Below are 19,071 nucleotides of genomic sequence, written 5' to 3' on the forward strand. Positions count from 1 at the left end.
CTCATGAAAAATATTCAAGTCGCCGACCTTACTATCGGCAATGACCGCCCATTGACCCTTATTGCTGGCCCGTGCCAATTGGAAAGTGCTGATCATGCGCAGATGATCGCAGGCAAAATGAAAGAGGCCTGCGACGCCGTTGGCGCACAATATGTATTCAAGGCCTCATACGACAAGGCCAACCGCACCTCGATCAGCGGTGTTCGTGGACCGGGCATGGATGAAGGTCTTGCAATGCTCGACAGTGTCAAACAGGCCATCGGAGTGCCGGTTCTAACGGATGTCCATACCGCCGAGCAATGTGTCCCGACCGCTGCCGTCTGCGATATCCTGCAGATCCCGGCTTTGCTGTGTCGTCAGACCGACCTGCTGCTGGCTGCGGCTGAAACCGGCGCCGCCATCAATGTCAAAAAGGGTCAATTTCTGGCCCCCTGGGACATGGTCAATATCGTCACCAAAATCGAGAGCACCGGCAATCACCGCATCTTGCTAACCGAACGCGGCACCTCGTTTGGCTACAATGCTTTGGTCACCGACATGCGGTCACTGCCGCAGATGGGGGCCACTGGCTATCCGGTTGTGATGGACGCCACCCACTCGGTTCAGCAACCTGCCGGCCTAGGTGGCTCAACCGGTGGCCAACGCGAGTTCGCACCGGTTATGGCCCGCGCCGCTGCCGCTATCGGTGTGGGGGCCATTTTCATCGAGACCCACGAGGACCCAGACCGTTCACCATCCGACGGCCCCAACATGATCTATCTCGATCAAATGCCACAATTGATCGAAACCCTGATGGCTTTTGACGCTTTGGCCAAAGCCAACCCAATGACCTTTTAATTTAGCGTATAAGAGTTTTCCTGATGACAAAGCCTATCTCTCCAGTGACCCCCAATACCTGGAATTTCCTGCGTGATCCGATGATTGTGCCAACCGGCTTTCGCGAATATGACGCCCGTTGGAAATACCCGGACGAGATTAATCTGCCCGGTATCACAGCCTTGGGTCTTGGACTGGCAACCCAGATGCATGCGCGTGGAATTGATCCGGTCATTGCCGTGGCCAACGATTATCGGGACTATTCTCTCAGCATCAAAAACGCCCTGATCTTGGGGTTGATGCAGGGTGGTGTTCAGGTCAAGGACATCGGTCCAGCCGTGTCTCCAATGGCCTACTTCGCCCAGTTCCACCTGGATGTGCCTGCCGTCGCCATGGTCACCGCCAGTCACAATCCCAATGGCTGGACTGGGGTCAAGATGGGCTTTGAACGCCCTCTTACCCATGGCCCGGATGAAATGAGCGAGCTGCGCGACATCGTGCTCAACGGCGAGGGCATCGCCCGTCCCGGCGGCGCATATGAATTCGTTGATGGCGTCAAAGAGGCCTATCTTGACGACCTGGTGGGTGACTTCAAAATGTCCCGCCCGCTTAAGGTTGTCTGCGCCACCGGCAACGGCACTGCCGCCGCCTTTGGCCCCGAATTGTTTGAACGCATCGGCGTCGAAGTAGTCCCCAGCCATAACGATCTGGACTACACCTTCCCCCATTACAACCCCAACCCCGAGGCGATGGAAATGCTGCACGACATGGCTGACAGCGTGCGGGCATCTGCTGCGGATTTTGCGCTGGGGTTTGACGGCGACGGTGATCGCTGCGGTGTGGTTGACGACGAGGGCGAGGAAATTTTTGCCGACAAGGTCGGTGTCATCATGGCTCGTGATCTGTCCAAGATTTATCCAAATGCGACTTTTGTCGCAGACGTGAAATCCACCGGATTGTTTGCCTCTGACCCTGAGTTGCAGAAAAACGGCGTCACTGCGGATTATTGGAAAACTGGCCACAGCCACATGAAACGCCGGGTCAAGGAAATTGGCGCTCTCGCTGGGTTTGAGAAATCCGGTCACTACTTTCTGGCTGAACCCATCGGTCGTGGCTATGACTGCGGCATGCGCGTCGCAGTCGAGATCTGCAAACTGATGGACCGCAATCCAGACATGAAAATGTCCGACCTGCGCAAGGCACTGCCCAAAACCTGGGCCACGCCCACCATGTCACCCTATTGCGCCGATACCGAAAAATACCAGGTGCTAGATCGCCTAGTCGCTAAACTGGTGGCCAAACACGACGCCAATGAACCGCTGGCTGGGCGCCCCATCAAAGAGGTGGTCACCGTCAACGGCGCCCGCGTGATCCTTGACAATGGCTCCTGGGGCCTAGTCCGTGCCTCGTCGAACACCCCCAATCTGGTGGTGGTCTGCGAAAGCTCAACCAGCGAGGCGGAAATGCGCGCAATCTTTGCCGACATCGATGCCGTCATCCGCACCGAGCCTCTGGTTGGCGACTACGACCAAAGCATCTGACAAAACAGTCGCGCCACGCAGAACTGGCGCGACATCTCCGACTAGACCACTGAAAATCCCCAACTTCATCTGGCCAAAAATATCCCGGGGTCTGGGGCAGCGCCCCAGCCTTTACCCCTGATCAACCCCGATCAATTCCCCTGCAACAGCCGCAACAAACTATCCTTGGCCCGCTGCTCCAGCCCATCCTGGATTGCTTCCTCAAGATCCTGCTCTGGCGCGATCTCAACCTCCAACTCTTCACTCAGTTTCTGCAGCAACTGCTCGGTGGCTTGCTCCTCGATCCCGTCGATCTCTGCCTCCAGCACCTGGCTCAGGTCGGGCCGGATCTTGGGATCAGCCCAAGGGCCGGTAATCCGCAGCGGAATCGACAGCCCCCGCCCCCCATTTACTGCCGTCGCGGTTGGCGTAAACAGGTAATCCAGATCCTGCGCACCCAAACCAATTCGCCCCTTCCCGTCGGCCCGCACCGCCTTCAGCGAAATCAACAGGTCCTGATTGTCCAGATTGCCGTCCTTCAGCGTATAGCTGGCAGTCAGACCATCAAACACGGTGCTGCCCCCATTGCCACCCCCTGATCGCATCAACCCCTCCAGATCAAACCCGGTAAAGAACCCCTTGCCGATTTCCAGCCAGCCCTTACCACTCAGCGAGCGCATGATGGCATCCTGCGAATTGCCGACACCTAAAAACTGCAATTCCCCCAAGGCCTCGCCATTCAACCGGTCGTATCCTGCCAGTTGCCCCAGCGCCTGCTCCAGACGGATACCCGCGTAGTTCAGCTTGCCGCCAACCGACAGGCCATTGCGATTGTTGGCCACCACCTGCCCCTGCACCGTGCCACCAAAAACCGAGGCCGGCAGGAAACTTAAAACAGCACGCGCATTGTCGATCGACAGGTTCAGCTTACTCGCGCCCAGTTTGACACTGCCAGTATCCAGACTGGCGACACTCAACTCCAGCGTTCCATCTGCCAGCGCCAGACCCGAGGCATCGATGATTTCACTCGACCAGCCAGCCGCCCCGGAGCTGTCCGCCGCAGCTGTGCCCCCTGCCGCAGTCAGTGCCGTCAGGTCCAGATCCTGCGCTGCCAGCTTAGCAGTGAAATAGGGCACCTCACCCAGCGTCAGGTCTACCGCCCCCGTCACAACATTGCCGTCAAGATCCAGGTTCAGATCCCGCAGCGTCAGTTTGCCATCCGGAGTATAAGTCAGATCACTGCCCGCCGTCACAGTCTGCCCCAGCCCACGGGGCAGCGAAATACCCGCCACCCCAACCACGCGCAGGGCCCGCGCCGTGTCCTCGGTCTTGAACGTCAGCCGCCCCGATGCCTCGCCGCTGATCCCGGCGCGACCGTCAAAGCGCGCAACATCCTTGGCCATGGTCACCGTCGCCCCAACCGAGGCCACCTGCCCATCCAGAAACGCCGCAAAGGTGCCGATTTCACCTTTGATCTGCACCGGCGCCTCGGGTCGATGCAGGGTCATCACGACATCAACAGTGCCGTTGGGCTCTGGCCATTTCAGCGCCAGATCGACATCCTGCAACTCGACCACGGGTTCACCATGGGCTGCATAGGTGACGCTGGCTCCGCTTAGCATCAGCGCCTCGATACTGAGTGACGCACCGACGCCCTCAGCCGTGCTGTCCCCCGCGACTGCATCGGTTTGGCCTCCGTCCAGGGCGGGTGTCAGCAGCCAATTACCCTCACCGCTGGCATTGGTGCTGAGGTTCAGATGCGGCGCTTTGGCGGTGATCGACTTGATCCGAACATCGCCATTCATCAGGTCTGGCGCTGAAATACCAACCGACAGGCTTTCGGCCGTCAACATCGGCTGATCCCCCGCCCAATCGGCATTTGACAGGCTGACGCCCTTGGCACTGACGCCCAATACCGGCCAGACCGACAACCCGACTTCGCCGCTGACACCCAGCTTGCGCCCCGTCTGCGCCTCTAACTGATCCGAGACCAGCTCGGCCAACCTATCCCCCGGCAGCAGCAGCAAACCACCGATCACTACGATGATGGTGATCACCAGCGCCACAAATATCCGAAACAAAAACCGCATGGCCAATTCCCTGTCTGTTTGCGACCAGAGTAACGGAACAAGGCCGGGGTGCAATGCGTGATGCGCCCACGTGCGATGGGGTACGCCTGACCATGGGGAGGTTCAATGCGCCTTTCCGATTTGTCAGAGGCAAATCTTCGGTTTCACTGGAAGGTCAAGGGCGGCTCGGTGAACCACCGAACGTAAGACCCGTGAAATGCTGATCGGTCGAACCCAGCAACAAGACAACTCCGGGCAACAGCCATGCAAAATCCTCCATTCCCAAACGCGGCCAGCCATACTATACGGCCCCACATGACCAGCAATCCGCCAGAGCTCCGCCCCGACCTTGCCCCGAAACTGCACATCGGTGATGCGCCGCGCGCAGGCCAGCCGACTCTTGGCATGGTATCCTTGGGCTGTCCCAAGGCGCTGGTCGACAGTGAGCGTATCCTGACCCGGCTTCGAGCCGAGGGCTATGGTATCTCTCCGGATTACACCGGAGCCGATGCGGTGATCGTCAACACTTGCGGTTTCCTCGACAGTGCCAAGGCCGAAAGCCTGGATGCGATCGGCGAGGCGCTGAAGGAGAACGGCAAGGTGATCGTTACCGGCTGCTTGGGGGCCGAGCCAGATTACATTCGTGAGCACCATCCGCGCATTCTGGCCGTCACCGGCCCGCATCAATACGAACAGGTGCTGGACGCAGTGCATGCCGCCGTGCCGCCAGATCCGAATCCCTTTGTCGACCTGCTGCCTGCCACCGGCGTCCAGCTCACCCCGCGCCATTTCAGCTATCTGAAAATCTCGGAAGGCTGCAATCACCGCTGCAAGTTCTGCATCATCCCGGATATGCGTGGCCGTCTGACGTCGCGCCCGGCCCACGCCGTGCTGCGCGAGGCCGAGAAACTGGTCGCCGCCGGAGTACGTGAACTGCTGGTGATCTCGCAGGATACCTCGGCCTATGGCATGGATCGCAAACACGACCTGAACCCGTGGAAGGGCGATGAGGTCCGCAGCCATATCACCGACCTGACCCGTGAGCTGGGCAAACTGGGCTCTGCGCAGGATCTGTGGGTGCGGCTGCATTACGTCTATCCCTACCCGTTTGTGCGCGAGCTGATCCCGCTGATGGCCGATCCCGACACCGCAGTGTTGCCTTATCTGGACATCCCGTTTCAGCATGCACACCCCGATATGCTGAAACGCATGGCGCGCCCCGCTGCTGGCGCCAAAACCCTGGACGAGATTGCCGCCTGGCGCGCCACCTGCCCCGACATCACCCTGCGCTCGACCTTTATCGTTGGCTACCCTGGGGAAACCGAGGCAGAGTTCCAGCACTTGCTGGACTGGATGGACGAAGCACAGCTGGACCGGGTTGGCTGTTTCAAATATGAAAACGTCGCGGGTGCGCGCTCCAACGAGTTGCCCGATCATGTCGCCGAAGAGCTGAAGCAAGAGCGTTGGGAACGCTTCATGCAAAAGGCGCAGGCGATTTCCGAGGCCAAGCTGGAGGCTAAGGTGGGTCAGGTGATGCAGGTGATCGTGGATGACATCGACGAAGACGGCATCGCCACCTGCCGCACCAAGGCCGACGCCCCCGAGATTGACGGCAACTTGTTTATTGATGAAGGCACCGAAGGATTGTCAGCTGGCGATCTGGTGACCGTCGAGGTGGATGAGGCCGGCGAGTATGATTTGTGGGGATGCATTTCGAATTAGAAACTCTCTGGGAGAGTGTTTCAAAAATGCATGGGCGGAGCCCTGGAAACTCCGATAAGTAGTACTGCGGACGTTTTCTAGCGACGTGCGGCCAGAGCCACCCCCAACGACACCTGCCGGGCTCCCTCTGTTCAACTGGAGGAAGCCCATGCCCGCCCATCTGATCTACAACGCCAAAACTCACAACCCCGCGCCCTATACGGGATTCATGCAGCGGGTGCCCTCCCTGCACTGCCCGCGTCCTTGACCTGCCCGGCCAGCGGGTGCTGCTCTGCTGATATATAATCCACCACCCGCTCAATCGCGGTATTGAACAGCTTGGCCGCCAGAACCAACACGCCCAGCGCCGGGATCAGGCCGTGCTCGCCGGTTTCCATCGGCAGCCGGAGCAGCTCCAGATTATGCGGTATTTTAACCGGTTCAGGAAAAATTCCATGCCGCCAAACCGGCGCGACGGCGCGACGGTTACAAGCTGTTGGCTTGACCGAAGCCCGTAATTTGGCAAAGTTGCAGGGGAGACAACCAGCCAGGGAGCCCCCAAGCCATGTCATCCCCACCAACCATTGCCCAAAAGGCCCCGTTTCCCGTCGAAGTGACCGAAGGAAAATCCTATTTCTGGTGCGCCTGCGGCAAATCCAGCAAGCAGCCGTTCTGCGATGGGTCGCACAAGGGCGGCCCTTTTGAGCCGATCAAATACACCGCGCAAGCCAGCAAGAAACTGTTCTTCTGCGGCTGCAAACACTCGACCAAAGCACCGCTTTGTGATGGCAGTCACAGCAAGCTCTAATCACCACTAACGGCTCCCGCCCGCTGTCCGGCATCATAGATGCCTCCAGCCGTTGGGCCAAGCGCCGCTACGCGGCGCCGGGCCCAACATCGCAACGGGGATTGGCGTAGCCAATGCCTGGCGCGAGGGCGGGAGACTTTGAGGTCAATGCTGGGTGGGAGATCGAAAGGGATGTGCATTCCTGTATTGCAATTGAACAGGGCCAAATACCTTTGGCCTGACGGGATTGGTCCAAAGCCCGCAACGACCATCAATTCTACAGAAACCTGTCTGTTTTTGCGGCTGGGGGTCAATCCGTTACCCAGAGAGGTTCTGGTCCTCGAGATAGGCGCGGACCGCATCTTGCACCCGCCGGAACCTATCACCGCCCAGCTTCTTACCGCCATACCATCGCGTTACGATGATGACATGGCTTTGCAGCTCTGCGCGTTCCAGCATGCGCAGTATCACCATGCCCGCCCCGCTTTCACCATCATCCGCCTTAAGCCCACCGCTGGGCAACAGCGCGGCCCAAGTGTTGTGGGTGGCCTTGGCGTAGGATCGGTCCCGCTTTAATTCGGTCAGGACTACATCAATCTCGTCGCGAGTTGTCACGGGTGCACCGGATACGGCATAGCGCGACCCGCGATCCGTCAGGATCACACCCAGCTGCATGAGTTTTTGTTTGGGTAAAGGTGAACGGGTCATATGTCAGTTCAGGTTATATTGGCGAATGGTCTGCTGCACGATTTTCACCCGATCATGGTTGGCTGGATGAGTGCCCAGAAATGTGTCGCCGGGGTCAGGCAGGCGGCCAAAAAATTGCACGCCAACGCTGGGTCTGAATCCAGCCTGATGGGTAATAATTGTCCCTAGCTGATCCGCCTCTAGCTCAAAATCCTTGGAGTAACTGCGGGCGCCGACCATTGCACCCAAATCCTGCGCGTCGACGATATCACTGGCACTGGCGCCAGCGATGGTTGCCAGCCCGGCAAAAATAATCGCGCCAGATACGGCGTTTTGCTGTTGCCGTGCCAGGTGGCCGCGAATGTGATGGGCCGCCTCATGCGACATCACAAAGGCCAGCTCGTCCGGGTTGGACAGGTCAGCGAGCATTTTTCGGGTAAAGGTGATCACCGGACGCCCCGATCTGTCCAGACTTTGGTAGGCGTTGGCCGGAGCGTTACGATCCGGATCGATACGGATCAAAAAGTCACAATTCAGCCCTTGCGTCCTGGATCGGCATTCGCGTTCGGCCACCGGTTCAACAGATCGAGATACGAAAGCAAAGGATGCACTGGCGGAGCCACCACTGAGCGCGCCCTGTGGGCCTGCGTTCTGCAGGCTGGCTCCTTGTCCCGCGATGGGGGGCTCGTAGATTTCGCAAGCAGCGAGAGAAACGACCAATAGCAATAACAATCGGCGCATGACACTCTCCTGGACCACCTGCATCCAATACTAGAGGATATTACGCCTTGGGATCAATTGCGCTGTGTCATTGTCGGCATCATATTGAGTAAAAGATACCGTGATGGTGCAAGGCCTTGCCAGCAGTGCAGTCGCGGGGCAAGCTGGTGGAATGTTTACCATAGAACATGAATTTGACGCCACAGTGATCACCCTTCTGGATGAGGGCGAGGCCCCGTTACTGGAGGATGTCACTATCAACTCCTTTGCGGAATGTGTCACCATTGAGCAGTATGACCCACGCACAGACCGGGTGCATTTGATTACGCTGTCACAAGATCAGGTGCGCGACCTTTCAGTTGCGCTTGACCTGCCAGAAGGCGTGTATCAATTGCGCGAAGGCCCCGAATAGACGAAGAGTTTCTCGCGGGCGGCCTGTCCGCGTTTTAACTGCAGATAAGACGGCGCGACCCCCATGGCCTTGGACAACAGGCCCTGCACAGCGTCGTTGGCCTTACCATTTTCAGGCACCACAGTGACTGATATGCGCAGTTGGCCATTTTTGAATTGTATGGCATTGCGCGCAGCCTTGGGGGTTACACGCACCGCAATTTCCGTCCCTGTTTGAGCCAGGTGACCAAGGTCTGGTAGGTCTTTGCTTTTTGGTTTTCCCATGCGGGTAGTGTTGCCCTGCGACGAGAGGGATTGCCAATATTTTCAAGCCTCCGGCGGGGATATTTCTGGCCAGATGAAGCGGATCGGGAAAAACGCGGAGTTGATTTTGCTTTTTGCCTTGAAATTCCTGCTTGGTCTGCCGAAATGGGAGGGATAGAATGTAATAAGGCTTTACATATGCCCCTTCAGAACTCTGCCGCGCTGGATTTTCTGCTCAGCCGCCGGTCACGCCCTGCCAAGACACTTGTCGCACCTGCCCCAACCCGGGCTGAATTGGAGCCGCTGTTGACAGCGGCGGCACGCACGCCGGACCATGGGAAGCTAGAACCCTGGCGGTTTATCGTGGTGGAACGCGGTGCGATGGCGCGGCTGGCAGAGCTTACATCCAAGGCAGGGGAACGATTGGGTAAGGATCCGGCAGATATTGCCAAGGGTCGCAGTCAGTTTGAACTCGGGCAACTGGCTGTCGTCGTTGTGGAAGTGCAATCGCCAAGTGAGAAAGTTCCGGCTATCGAGCAGACCTATTCAGCCGGTGCTGTCTGCCTGAGCCTATTGAATGCGGCTCTTGCGGCAGGTTGGGGGGCCAACTGGCTGTCTGGTTGGGTCAGCCACGACGCAGGCTTTTGCAGCGATGCTTTTGAACTGGCGGGCAATGAACGCATCGCTGGTCTGATCCATATCGCAACTGAAAGCAGCAAGCCACCTGAGCGACCGCGGCCCGATGTATCCGCCATCACAACCTGGGTCAGCGCATGATTTTCGAGTCCTTTTTCAAGGCTGTTGCGCAGATAGGGGATCCAAGGTTTCGCAGGGTCCTGGCTTTGGGTATTGGCTTGTCCCTGGCGTTGCTGATCGCAGCTTATGCTTGCTTTTTGGTTCTGATCCAGTGGCTTGTTGGTCCCGATGCAACAGTTCCGCTGCTGGGTGAAGTGCGCTGGCTGGATGACCTATTGTCGATCGGGTCGCTGATTTTCATGTTGATCTTGTCGATGTTCCTGATGGTGCCCGTTGCCTCGGCGATCACCTCGATGTTTCTGGATGAGGTGGCGCAGGCGGTTGAGGATAAGCATTTCCCCTATTTGCCTGCGGCGGACAAAACAGCGTTTTGGCAGGCCCTTAAGGATACGGTGAATTTCCTGGGCGTGTTGATCTCGGCGAACGTTCTGGCGCTGATCCTTTATGCGCTGATACCACCTGCGGCCGTGTTTATATTCTGGGGCCTAAATGGGTTCCTGCTGGGGCGTGAGTATTTCACGCTGGCTGCGGCCCGCCGTGTTGGCCTGCCCGAGGCCAAGAAATTGCGCCGAAAGCATTTGGGCACCATTTGGCTGGCAGGCACATTGATGGCCATGCCACTGTCGATCCCGCTGCTTAACCTGGTGATCCCAATTCTGGGTGCCGCGACATTCACCCATATATATCACGCGCTACAAAGGCGGGGCTGATCTTGGGTTTTGCCCTTGCGGCCATTGGGGTCGCAAGGGCTGCTGGCCTATTCAGGGTCCGGATAAACATCCAGCCAGTCAAAGTCGTTGACGCTGATCACCTCTGACAGGATGATTCCAGCGATCAGGGCCCAGAGCACCACTGCCACCCCGGTGGTTATGATGGCTTTTTGCTTGAGGTAGTGATTTTCCGGTGCACTGGAATGTGTACCGGGCACCACCTTTCCCTTATCGGCCTGAGTTTCCAGTCGAATGGGGATAATCACCAGAAAGCTCAGGAACCAGATCACCGCATAGAGCACCAGTCCGGATGTAATTGACATGTCGCGCGCCTTTTTTCAGTTTCGGACTGTGTAATCTTAGATCTGTTCGAGTTCCACCAGGCAGCCATTGAAATCTTTCGGGTGCAAAAAGAGCACTGGTTTGCCGTGGGCACCTATTTTTGGCTCGCCCGAGCCAAGTATCCGCGCGCCTTTTGCCAGCAGATGATCGCGTGCGATCAGGATATCGTCGACCTCATAACAGATGTGATGGATGCCACCAGACGGATTTTTCTCCAGAAATCCAATGATCGGCGAGTTATCCCCCAGTGGAAACAACAATTCGATCTTGGTGTTGGGCAATTCGATGAAGACCACGGTCACGCCGTGATCAGGTTCATCTTGTGGCGCCCCAACAGTGGCCCCTAAAGTGTCCCTATATTGCGCCATCGCCGCCTCGAGGTCAGGCACCGCAATCGCCACATGGTTCAACCGGCCAATCATCATCATATCTCCCGTCTGGAATTTGCTGCGTTTATGCCGGCTGACAAGCGGAGCGGCAAGTGCGCCAATGCGCCCAACCCTGCAGTAATTACCGTCTTAGATGGGGCATTCGCCGCGTTAACCGGGAATTAGCTTCGATTCCATAGCGTCAGGGCCTCTGCCGAAAGGAGCAAGTGTTATGGACGATTCGGACCTGTTTGCCGCTGCACACCGCCAACCCACCACCCGGCGCCCCCTATTGGGGCTGACCATTCTAGTTATTGAGGACAGCCGCTATGCCTGCGAAGCGATGCGCCTGTTGTGTCTGCGCAGTGGTGCCCGCATTCGAAGAGCTGATTGTCTGAAATCTGCCCGACGACATTTGCAAGTCTACCGCCCCTCGGTTCTGATTGTTGATCTGGGCCTGCCTGATGGATCTGGTGTAGATTTGATCGAAGAAGCTGTAAGCGCCAGTCCGCGCGTCAGCGTCGTGCTGGGCACCTCGGGTGATGATACCGGTCAAGATGCAGCACTCGCCGCTGGTGCGGACGGGTTTCTGGCAAAACCAGTGACCTCTCTGGCAGCCTTTCAGCAGGCAATTCTCTCACGGCTGCCCGCTGATCGCCAACCTATTGGCGCGGTGGACCTGCCGGATGAGGTTATCCACCCGGATTTGCTGGCCTTTCAGGATGACATGGCCCATGTCGCAGATGTCCTGAACGTCGCACAAGAGGACAAAATGTTGAACTATGTTGCCCAGTTCCTGGGTGGGGTAGCCCGCAGCGTTGGTGACCATTCGCTGGCAGAGGCCGCGACGGGTTTGACACAGGCGCTGTCCGCAGGCCGTCCCGTGGCCACCGAGGCCGCCCGGATCGCTGGGTTGGTTCAGGATCGTCTAAGCCAAAAGTTAGCGATCTGACGTGCTGGAAGCCGCTCTGCTAGCTGGGGTCGCTCTGGCCATCGCTCTTTATGGGCGGGCCAGATTTGCGGCGGGTAGAATTCGCCGCAACAGGGCTGCAAATGACCTGTATGAGACCGAGGTTTTAGGGGGCCTTCCGTCGGACAAGTGAACGGGACCCTGAGTATTGCGCCCACTGTGGCACCTGGCCTGACCCTTGTTTCAAGTCTCAACGTCATCGTCGTTGCACGACCACTGATGGCCCTGCACATCGTCGGTTGAACTCTTTATAATTGATATTTCGGCATAGGCGCAAAAGCACCGTGACCGACAGGCCCTGCCCTTTGGCGGATCACAAAAGCAGCCCCGGATCAGCCCCCATGTCGAGACCTGGAAAGACAAATTGTTCCAGCTGCGCCTGATCAACGCCGATAAGTCCCCGCATGATCCAGGCCGCCTGGGCCCGCACATCCGCAGTGGGCATCAGATCGCGCCGGTCAAACAAATCGGCCTCCTCCAACCCGGGCCAGCGCCCATGCACCCGGCCCCCGCGAATGGCTCCTCCTGCCAGCAGCATGGCGCCGCCGGTCCCATGATCAGTGCCCTTGGAGCCGTTCTCGCGGGCGGTACGGCCAAATTCCGTCATCGCCAGTACCGCCGTCTTCCCCCAGGTCGCCCCACCAACCCCATTGCGCAGGGCTAGAATTGTATCTGACAACCGCCCGAGTGCGGTGCCTAGCCCCTTTGACTGATTGGAATGCGTATCCCATCCATTGATCGAAAAGGCGGCCACTCGGGTTTCAGCGCGCAATCGCTCGGCGGCAAATTCGGCAATTTTCAAATGCGACTTACCACGCGTGGGCAAAGGCATGGTCATTTCCATCATGCCCCCGTCACTTTCAGATTGATCCAACGTCATGGATTCATTTTCCGAGAGGTCCAGTGCCTCGGCCAAAGCCGAGTGGAACAACGGGTCATGCTGCATCATCTGTTCGGCCAGCACCCTGGCTTGAGGGCTTAAGTTCAATGCCGCGTCCGGGCTCCAGTCCGTGACCTGCGCCCCCCCATGCAACAGTTTCATCTCTCCTTGACCGATGGCAAATGCGGTCCGGGTTTCAACACCGCCCATCTGCTGCAACATGCGGTTCAGCCATCCCCCGTCAGACCGCCCCAGTTCCGCCGTCCCTGCCTCGAGCAGGTCCTGACCGTCAAAATGACTGCGGCGATTGCGGTACGGGGTAGAAACAGCGTGCACAAAACCCAGCTCTTGCCGTTTCCACAGCGGCATCAACGGGGCTAAGCCGCGGTGCAGCGCGTAAAATCCGTCCAGATCCAGTCCGCCATTGTCAGGACCACCGGTCAAGGTCGGCCTTAGGCCAGCATAGTTGGCATCCCCGTAAGGCTGCACCATATCCAATGCATCCATACCGCCACGCAGAATGATCACAACCAACCGGGTGTCCCAGGGAGCGGCGGCAAAACTAACAGGGGTCAACAAGGGGCTGGCAGCGGCGGAACATCCGATGACGGCTGAGCGGGTCAGAAATTGGCGACGGTTCAATGTCATGATTTTGTCCTCTTGTTAGCGGCGCTGAAAGGCAGGAGAAGACAGCACCAACCCTATCGCCTCAGCTTGAGTTTCGGCAGCCCGTGCCGCAAATTGCACCGACCCATCGGCAAATTCACCCAGGCTGGTTTCGACAAAAATGTCGGGTGGTGGCAGGACTTTAATCAATTGGCGCGGCGCCAGCATCGCCCAACGCATCCGGGCCGCCAACCCCTGTGGCGTGACCCAGGATGAGTCCTCTTCGGGCCATCCATCAGGGCCAATTGAGTGTTCCCAGGGCTGCCCCATCAGGTCCAGTGGCCTTATCAACCGCTTGGCAAGCTTCCTTGGATTTGCCCGGTTCACATGGGCTGGCTGAATCGCCAGGGCACGACAGGCACTGGCGACAAAATCAAACGGCGGTTTTACATTTTGCAGGCCCGGAACCCATGCGACAGGGTGTTCCAACAGGGCCGCATAGACTTGGGCAAGGTCACCACCGGTGTCGCGAAACCGGCCCGCGATATGGTCAACAAGGGCAGGATCCGGCTGATCCGAGACGAAATGCACCACCAGTTTACGGGCAATATGGTCTGCCGTTGCAGGGTGGACCGCCAAATCGCCAAGAACCGCATGGATTTGGCCCAACTGCGCCGGATCATCCCCATAATCCTTTGCCAACACGGTTTCGCTGCCCGGCTCTGCCATCTTCGCATTAAACCGGAACCCTGTCTTGTGTTTGAAACTAAGCCCTGTAAACAGCTCAGCCAGTTGTCGGACATCCTGCTGCGTATAGGGCCCGTCAACGCCCAGGGTGTGAAGCTCCATCACTTCACGTGCCAGGTTTTCGTTTAATCCCCTGGAGCGGTTTGAATTTTGGGCAAGTTGGCTATTGGGACCAATTGATCTGTTCTGATCCAGATAGTCCAGCATCATTGGATGGGTAACAGCCGAGATCAACAGATCGGCAAAGGTGCCAGAAACATAGGGCCGGATCGCTGTCTCCACATAGGGTGCGCCCATCAGTTTCACCAAACCGGTTTTTCCCTGCGCCGTAAAGTGATCGCCCCAGAACAAGGCCAATCTTTCGCGGAACCCATCCTCGGTTTGACTGTGACGTAGAATGAGTTGTCCGAACCAGCGGGTCCGGTCGAACCGCGCCTCGCGGCGCATGATCTTGTATTGCTCATTCACATCTTCGTAGGCCTCGGTTCCCCTCGTCTTGCGCCGCTGTCGACGCAGCTCAGTGTAGGCCCCCGCGAGCAGCCAAAGGCTATCAAAATCGGCGATTGGATGGGCGGCAGCCATGTGGTCGGGGCCGGCAAGCCGGTGCAATATGTCCTCGGTCGAGCCCTTCGGCGTCAAGTCTGGCGACAATCCGCAACCAAACCGGATCTCTGCCAGCGCAGGTGAAACCTTCATAATCTTGCTCCCAGCGTCTTAATTACCGCGGCGACGGCCAAGGCTGTGGTGCCTGTGCGGGTTCGCAATAGTTATACCCATGGTGCAGAATTTTCCGGCGGTATTTTTTCAAGCAGCCATTCTTTGCTCATGCAAACAGACCGTGGCCTTGCTCATGAAAAAAGGCCCGGGGAAACCCCAGGCCTTTGATCTTGACTACGCAAATCAGTGGGATCACTGATCCTGTGGGATCACCCGCAGTCCCAGCTCCATCAGCTGATCCGAAGTTGGATCGCTGGGCGCATTCATCATCAGGTCTTCGGCGCGCTGGTTCATTGGGAACATCACCACTTCGCGGATGTTGGCCTCGTCTGCCAGCAGCATCACGATACGGTCGACACCAGCGGCACAGCCACCGTGGGGCGGAGCACCGTACTGGAAGGCATTGACCATGCCGCCAAAGCGCTTTTCGACCTCGTCCTTGCCATAGCCTGCAATTTCAAAGGCCTTGAACATGATTTCAGGACGGTGGTTCCGGATCGCACCCGACACCAGCTCGTAGCCGTTACAGGCCAGATCGTACTGATAGCCCAACACCTTAAGCGGATCGCCCAGAAGTGCGTCCATACCACCCTGCGGCATCGAGAACGGGTTGTGCTCGAAATCGATCTTGCCGGTTTCCTCATCAGCTTCGTAGATCGGGAAATCCACGATCCAGGCAAAGGCAAAGCGGTTCAGGTCGGTCAGTCCCAGCTCATCGCCGATGGCGGTACGGGCCCGGCCTGCGACCGCTTCGAACGCCTTGGGCTTGCCGCCTAAGAAGAACGCTGCATCGCCAACGTCCAGCCCCAACTGCTGACGGATCGCCTCGGTGCGCTCGGGGCCGATGTTCTTGGCCAGCGGACCTGCCGCCTCGTTCCCCAGAGTGATCTCGCCAGATTTCACCATGGCGTTGACTTCTTTGACGGTGATGCCGCGTTCCTGAGCAATGGAATCCGCCGACTGTTTACGCCAGAAGATATAGCCCATGCCCGGCAGACCTTCGCCCTGGGCAAATTTGTTCATCCGGTCACAGAACTTGCGGCTGCCGCCCTTGGGGGCTGGGATGGCGCGAATTTCAGTGCCTTCGTTTTCCAGCAGGCTGGCAAAGATGGCAAAACCAGAACCACGGAAGTGATCGCTGACCACCTGCATTTTGATCGGGTTGCGCAGGTCGGGCTTGTCGGTGCCATACCACAGCGCGGCATCTTTGTACGAGATCTGCGGCCAGACATCGTCGACCTTGCGACCGCCACCGAACTCTTCGAACACGCCTTGCAGCACCGGCTGGATGGTGTCGAACACGTCCTGCTGCTCGACAAAGGACATCTCGAGATCAAGCTGGTAGAAATCGGTTGGCGAGCGGTCAGCGCGCGGGTCTTCGTCGCGGAAACACGGCGCGATCTGGAAATATTTGTCGAACCCGGCAACCATCATCAGCTGTTTGAACTGCTGGGGGGCCTGTGGCAGGGCGTAGAACTTGCCCGGATGCTGACGCGATGGGACCAGAAAGTCACGCGCGCCTTCGGGAGAGGACGCAGTGATGATCGGTGTCTGATACTCGCGGAAGTCTTTTTCCCACATGCGCTTGCGCATCGAGGTCACAACATCCGAACGCAGTTTCATGTTGGTCTGCATCGCCTCGCGGCGCAGGTCCAGGTAGCGATACTTCAGGCGGGTTTCTTCCGGGTATTCCTGATCGCCGAACACCATCAGTGGCAGTTCTTCAGATTGACCCAGGACCTCAATATCGCGAATGAAGACTTCGACTTCGCCGGTTGGGATCGCCTTGTTGATCAGGCTTTCGTCACGTGCCAGCACGTTGCCTTCGATCTTGATGCACCATTCCGAGCGCACTTTTTCCAGCTCGGCAAAGACCGGGCTGTCGGGGTCTGCCATAACCTGAGTGATACCGTAGTGATCGCGCAGATCGATGAACAGCAAGCCGCCATGATCGCGGACACGATGGACCCAGCCAGACAGGCGAACGGTTTCGCCAACATTGGCGGCAGTCAGGGCGGCGCAGGTGTGGCTGCGATAGGCGTGCATGATTTGACCTTTCGTCACTCGGGATCGGCGCTACAAAGCGCGGAATTCGTCCGGGCCGATACACAGGGTTGCGACGCTATTGTCAAGCAAACTGGGTGAATTGACTGCACTGGGGCGCCCAAATCGCTGGTGTTGCCCCACGCAGCGCGTTGATCAGGTGAATACTGCGTGCCGATTTCAGGTCAGCAAGCGTCAATACCGCCTCGGACAACCGCCCACTGTTCAGCTGTTTTTGCCGATAGACCCCCGGCAGACAGCCCGAGTTCAGCACCGGTGTCAGATGATCGCCGTCAGCTGTGGTGATGGTGATATTGGTGATAGTGCCTTCGCAGACCTCGCCGCGCTCATTCAGGAACAGGGCCTCGGTTATACCCGCAGGCAGGGCGGCCCTTGCGCAGTCATAGACATCGCGTCGGGTGGTCTTGTGGCGCAGCAGCGCATCGCCTGAGTGCAATCGGGTATCGGCAATCACAAACTGCATCTGGCCCAGCTTGGCGGGCATCGCGGCTGTGGTCAGGTCCAGCACTCCAGCCCGGTCCAGCGTCAACCGGCAGCGCAGCGGCACCGCCGAGGTGATACTTTCCATCTGCTGCATCACCGCACGGCGATCAAACATAAACCCCAGTGCCTCAGCCGAGGCCTGCATACGGTGCACATGCAGCGGTGCATGGGCGATGCCTTGTTCCGGGTGGTAGCCAAAGGTTTCGATCAGGGCATAGTCGTGGGCGTCTGGGGCTGGAGTGTCTGGCGGGCAAATCGGGTTTTCCATAGGGCTTCCTCATATTCCAGTTCGGCGGTGCTGTCCCAGACCACACCGCCGCCGACATTCATCACTGCCTTGCCATCTTTGACCATCAGCGTGCGGATCGCCACGTTGAAACTGGACTGCCCGTCGGGGGCCGCCCAGCCGATAGTGCCGCAGTAGATCTCGCGCGGGTCGGGTTCCAACTCAGCCAGGATCTGCATCGCACGAATTTTCGGCGCACCGGTGATCGACCCGCATGGGAAAAGCGCCGACAGGATTTCGGCCAATCCTACACCGGGGCGCAGCTGCGCCTGAACCGTCGACACCATCTGATGCACCGTCGCGTAGGTCTCGACCGCGAAGAGTTCGGGCACGCAGACTGATCCGAGTTGCGCCACGCGACTGATGTCATTGCGCAGCAGGTCGACGATCATCAGATTCTCGGCGCGATTCTTTTCATCGCGTTGCAAAAAATCGCGCCGGGCCGCATCCTCAGTCGGATCCGCGCTGCGTGGCTGTGTGCCTTTCATCGGGCGGGTTTCGATCAGGCCGTCTGCGTCGGTGCGAAAGAACAATTCGGGTGAGCGCGACAACAGATCCGGCAGATCATCCTGTTCGACCAAGACCCCGTGGCCGACGGGCTGAACATCCACTAGCGCCGCATACAGCGAATCGTAATCGCCAGACATAGTGGCATCCAGGGGAAAGGTCAGATTGGCCTGATAGATATCCCCGGCACCGATATTGCGGTTCACCTGCGCAAAGGCTGCGGCATAGCGGTCAAAACCCCAACGGGGCGTAATATCGTGCAGTCCCGTTTTGGTCGCCATAGCCGGGAGTTGTCCTACTCTCGCCACCGGAGCGTCATAGACCCCGAAACACATCAACGGCAACTGACGGTCGTCGGGCATCAGCGACGCCAGCTTTGGCTCCAAGGCATAGCCCAGCTCATAGCTGGCGTAACCCGCCAGCCAGCCACCAGCCGCCCGCGCAGCATCCAGATCCTCCAGTGCCGCTGGCACCTGATGCGGATGATCCGCACGGATCACCCGATGTGGGGTCTTGAAACAGGTCCCCGGCCCCCTGGGCCCCTGATCAAAGCGGATGCGCACTTTGGGTTACTCCAATTGTCCGTAAGGAGTCGTATAAACGTTCGCTATGCGAACAAAAGCGGTATTTGCGGCAATTGTCATCTCGTTTCCGATCCCCCTTGCACCTTTCCTCGCGAGG

Annotated in this window: 20 protein-coding genes; 8 read left to right on the top strand and 12 right to left on the bottom strand. The window is 58.3% G+C overall.

Annotated features, from left to right (window positions below; all coding sequences use genetic code 11):
* Positions 1-3 precede the first annotated feature (3 nt).
* Together kdsA and EBB79_RS15480 are read left to right on the top strand one after the other, a co-directional pair.
* The gene (kdsA, locus tag EBB79_RS15475) at positions 4-837 is read left to right on the top strand and encodes a 3-deoxy-8-phosphooctulonate synthase (RefSeq protein WP_127749732.1); all 834 of its coding nucleotides are present in this window, start codon (positions 4-6) and stop codon (positions 835-837) included.
* Positions 838-860: 23 nt separating this feature from the next.
* A complete protein-coding gene (locus EBB79_RS15480; RefSeq protein WP_127749733.1) occupies positions 861-2,357 on the top strand; it encodes a phosphomannomutase/phosphoglucomutase in 1,497 nt (498 codons plus the stop codon).
* A 131-nt stretch (positions 2,358-2,488) separates the two neighbouring features.
* Here the strand turns inward: EBB79_RS15480 and EBB79_RS15485 are convergent, their stop codons facing one another.
* Positions 2,489-4,426, bottom strand: coding sequence for an AsmA family protein (locus EBB79_RS15485; RefSeq protein WP_127749734.1), 1,938 nt, complete (start codon positions 4,424-4,426; stop codon positions 2,489-2,491).
* A 294-nt stretch (positions 4,427-4,720) separates the two neighbouring features.
* On the opposite strand from EBB79_RS15485, the gene rimO reads away from it, so the two are divergent.
* Positions 4,721-6,127, top strand: a complete 1,407-nt coding sequence (gene rimO / locus EBB79_RS15490) for a 30S ribosomal protein S12 methylthiotransferase RimO (RefSeq protein ID WP_127751025.1) — start codon at positions 4,721-4,723, stop codon at positions 6,125-6,127.
* A gap of 206 nt (positions 6,128-6,333) precedes the next feature.
* Here rimO and EBB79_RS24680 read toward each other — a convergent pair whose 3' ends face one another.
* Positions 6,334-6,678, bottom strand: coding sequence for a diacylglycerol kinase (locus EBB79_RS24680; protein WP_202977623.1), 345 nt, complete (start codon positions 6,676-6,678; stop codon positions 6,334-6,336).
* Between EBB79_RS24680 and EBB79_RS15500 the strand changes: the two genes are divergently transcribed.
* Positions 6,672-6,914 carry a CDGSH iron-sulfur domain-containing protein gene (locus EBB79_RS15500; RefSeq protein WP_127749735.1) on the top strand — a complete coding sequence of 81 codons (243 nt, stop codon included), beginning with the start codon at positions 6,672-6,674 and terminating at the stop codon, positions 6,912-6,914. The two genes, EBB79_RS24680 and EBB79_RS15500, sit on opposite strands and share 7 nt — an antisense overlap.
* A gap of 297 nt (positions 6,915-7,211) precedes the next feature.
* Here EBB79_RS15500 and EBB79_RS15505 read toward each other — a convergent pair whose 3' ends face one another.
* Positions 7,212-7,601, bottom strand: a complete 390-nt coding sequence (locus tag EBB79_RS15505; RefSeq protein ID WP_164860830.1) for a YigZ family protein — start codon at positions 7,599-7,601, stop codon at positions 7,212-7,214.
* 3 nt (positions 7,602-7,604) lie between these two features.
* Positions 7,605-8,321, bottom strand: coding sequence for a M48 family metalloprotease (locus tag EBB79_RS15510; protein WP_127749736.1), 717 nt, complete (start codon positions 8,319-8,321; stop codon positions 7,605-7,607).
* Between the two features lie 151 nt (positions 8,322-8,472).
* Between EBB79_RS15510 and EBB79_RS15515 the strand changes: the two genes are divergently transcribed.
* A complete protein-coding gene (locus EBB79_RS15515; protein ID WP_127751028.1) occupies positions 8,473-8,712 on the top strand; it encodes a hypothetical protein in 240 nt (79 codons plus the stop codon).
* Here the strand turns inward: EBB79_RS15515 and EBB79_RS15520 are convergent.
* A complete protein-coding gene (locus tag EBB79_RS15520) occupies positions 8,688-8,975 on the bottom strand; it encodes a DUF167 domain-containing protein (RefSeq protein ID WP_127749737.1) in 288 nt (95 codons plus the stop codon). The two genes, EBB79_RS15515 and EBB79_RS15520, sit on opposite strands and share 25 nt — an antisense overlap.
* 177 nt (positions 8,976-9,152) lie before the next feature.
* Here EBB79_RS15520 and EBB79_RS15525 point away from each other — a divergent pair, with 177 nt between their 5' ends.
* Both EBB79_RS15525 and EBB79_RS15530 read left to right on the top strand, forming a co-directional pair.
* A complete protein-coding gene (locus EBB79_RS15525; protein ID WP_127749738.1) occupies positions 9,153-9,731 on the top strand; it encodes a nitroreductase family protein in 579 nt (192 codons plus the stop codon).
* A complete protein-coding gene (locus EBB79_RS15530; protein WP_127749739.1) occupies positions 9,728-10,420 on the top strand; it encodes an EI24 domain-containing protein in 693 nt (230 codons plus the stop codon). The genes EBB79_RS15525 and EBB79_RS15530 overlap by 4 nt, the downstream gene beginning before the upstream one ends.
* Before the next feature lie 47 nt (positions 10,421-10,467).
* Here EBB79_RS15530 and EBB79_RS15535 read toward each other — a convergent pair whose 3' ends face one another.
* On the bottom strand, positions 10,468-10,743 hold the full coding sequence (locus EBB79_RS15535) for a DUF1467 family protein (protein ID WP_127749740.1): 276 nt from the start codon (positions 10,741-10,743) through the stop codon (positions 10,468-10,470).
* A 36-nt stretch (positions 10,744-10,779) separates the two neighbouring features.
* Positions 10,780-11,184 carry a methylmalonyl-CoA epimerase gene (mce, locus tag EBB79_RS15540; RefSeq protein WP_127751029.1) on the bottom strand — a complete coding sequence of 135 codons (405 nt, stop codon included), beginning with the start codon at positions 11,182-11,184 and terminating at the stop codon, positions 10,780-10,782.
* Positions 11,185-11,362: 178 nt separating this feature from the next.
* On the opposite strand from mce, the gene EBB79_RS15545 reads away from it, so the two are divergent.
* The gene (locus EBB79_RS15545) at positions 11,363-12,082 is read left to right on the top strand and encodes a response regulator (RefSeq protein ID WP_127749741.1); all 720 of its coding nucleotides are present in this window, start codon (positions 11,363-11,365) and stop codon (positions 12,080-12,082) included.
* 331 nt (positions 12,083-12,413) lie between these two features.
* On the opposite strand, the gene EBB79_RS15550 is transcribed toward EBB79_RS15545, so the two are convergent.
* From EBB79_RS15550 to EBB79_RS15570, 5 genes are all read right to left on the bottom strand, one after another.
* Positions 12,414-13,628 carry a DUF1501 domain-containing protein gene (locus tag EBB79_RS15550; RefSeq protein ID WP_127749742.1) on the bottom strand — a complete coding sequence of 405 codons (1,215 nt, stop codon included), beginning with the start codon at positions 13,626-13,628 and terminating at the stop codon, positions 12,414-12,416.
* Positions 13,629-13,643: 15 nt separating this feature from the next.
* Positions 13,644-15,029: a DUF1800 domain-containing protein gene (locus EBB79_RS15555; RefSeq protein WP_127749743.1), complete on the bottom strand. Its 1,386-nt coding sequence runs from the start codon at positions 15,027-15,029 to the stop codon at positions 13,644-13,646.
* Positions 15,030-15,242: 213 nt separating this feature from the next.
* The gene (gene aspS, locus EBB79_RS15560) at positions 15,243-17,096 is read right to left on the bottom strand and encodes an aspartate--tRNA ligase (RefSeq protein WP_127749744.1); all 1,854 of its coding nucleotides are present in this window, start codon (positions 17,094-17,096) and stop codon (positions 15,243-15,245) included.
* Between the two features lie 82 nt (positions 17,097-17,178).
* A complete protein-coding gene (locus EBB79_RS15565; protein ID WP_127749745.1) occupies positions 17,179-17,865 on the bottom strand; it encodes an aminotransferase class IV in 687 nt (228 codons plus the stop codon).
* The gene (locus EBB79_RS15570) at positions 17,805-18,953 is read right to left on the bottom strand and encodes an aminodeoxychorismate synthase component I (RefSeq protein ID WP_127749746.1); all 1,149 of its coding nucleotides are present in this window, start codon (positions 18,951-18,953) and stop codon (positions 17,805-17,807) included. Before EBB79_RS15570 ends, EBB79_RS15565 begins: the two co-directional genes overlap by 61 nt.
* Positions 18,954-19,071 lie beyond the last annotated feature (118 nt).

The organism is Parasedimentitalea marina (assembly GCF_004006175.1).
GTDB classification, from domain to species: Bacteria; Pseudomonadota; Alphaproteobacteria; order Rhodobacterales; family Rhodobacteraceae; genus Parasedimentitalea; species Parasedimentitalea marina.

Coding starts and splice junctions, on each gene's coding strand:
- kdsA (WP_127749732.1), top strand. CDS start 4: ATGAAAAATATTCAAGTCGCCGACCTTACTATCGGCAATGACCGCCCA.
- EBB79_RS15480 (WP_127749733.1), top strand. CDS start 861: ATGACAAAGCCTATCTCTCCAGTGACCCCCAATACCTGGAATTTCCTG.
- EBB79_RS15485 (WP_127749734.1), bottom strand. CDS start 4,426: ATGCGGTTTTTGTTTCGGATATTTGTGGCGCTGGTGATCACCATCATC.
- rimO (WP_127751025.1), top strand. CDS start 4,721: ATGACCAGCAATCCGCCAGAGCTCCGCCCCGACCTTGCCCCGAAACTG.
- EBB79_RS15500 (WP_127749735.1), top strand. CDS start 6,672: ATGTCATCCCCACCAACCATTGCCCAAAAGGCCCCGTTTCCCGTCGAA.
- EBB79_RS24680 (WP_202977623.1), bottom strand. CDS start 6,678: ATGACATGGCTTGGGGGCTCCCTGGCTGGTTGTCTCCCCTGCAACTTT.
- EBB79_RS15505 (WP_164860830.1), bottom strand. CDS start 7,601: ATGACCCGTTCACCTTTACCCAAACAAAAACTCATGCAGCTGGGTGTG.
- EBB79_RS15510 (WP_127749736.1), bottom strand. CDS start 8,321: ATGCGCCGATTGTTATTGCTATTGGTCGTTTCTCTCGCTGCTTGCGAA.
- EBB79_RS15515 (WP_127751028.1), top strand. CDS start 8,473: ATGTTTACCATAGAACATGAATTTGACGCCACAGTGATCACCCTTCTG.
- EBB79_RS15520 (WP_127749737.1), bottom strand. CDS start 8,975: ATGGGAAAACCAAAAAGCAAAGACCTACCAGACCTTGGTCACCTGGCT.
- EBB79_RS15525 (WP_127749738.1), top strand. CDS start 9,153: ATGCCCCTTCAGAACTCTGCCGCGCTGGATTTTCTGCTCAGCCGCCGG.
- EBB79_RS15530 (WP_127749739.1), top strand. CDS start 9,728: ATGATTTTCGAGTCCTTTTTCAAGGCTGTTGCGCAGATAGGGGATCCA.
- EBB79_RS15535 (WP_127749740.1), bottom strand. CDS start 10,743: ATGTCAATTACATCCGGACTGGTGCTCTATGCGGTGATCTGGTTCCTG.
- mce (WP_127751029.1), bottom strand. CDS start 11,184: ATGATTGGCCGGTTGAACCATGTGGCGATTGCGGTGCCTGACCTCGAG.
- EBB79_RS15545 (WP_127749741.1), top strand. CDS start 11,363: ATGGACGATTCGGACCTGTTTGCCGCTGCACACCGCCAACCCACCACC.
- EBB79_RS15550 (WP_127749742.1), bottom strand. CDS start 13,628: ATGACATTGAACCGTCGCCAATTTCTGACCCGCTCAGCCGTCATCGGA.
- EBB79_RS15555 (WP_127749743.1), bottom strand. CDS start 15,029: ATGAAGGTTTCACCTGCGCTGGCAGAGATCCGGTTTGGTTGCGGATTG.
- aspS (WP_127749744.1), bottom strand. CDS start 17,096: ATGCACGCCTATCGCAGCCACACCTGCGCCGCCCTGACTGCCGCCAAT.
- EBB79_RS15565 (WP_127749745.1), bottom strand. CDS start 17,865: ATGGAAAACCCGATTTGCCCGCCAGACACTCCAGCCCCAGACGCCCAC.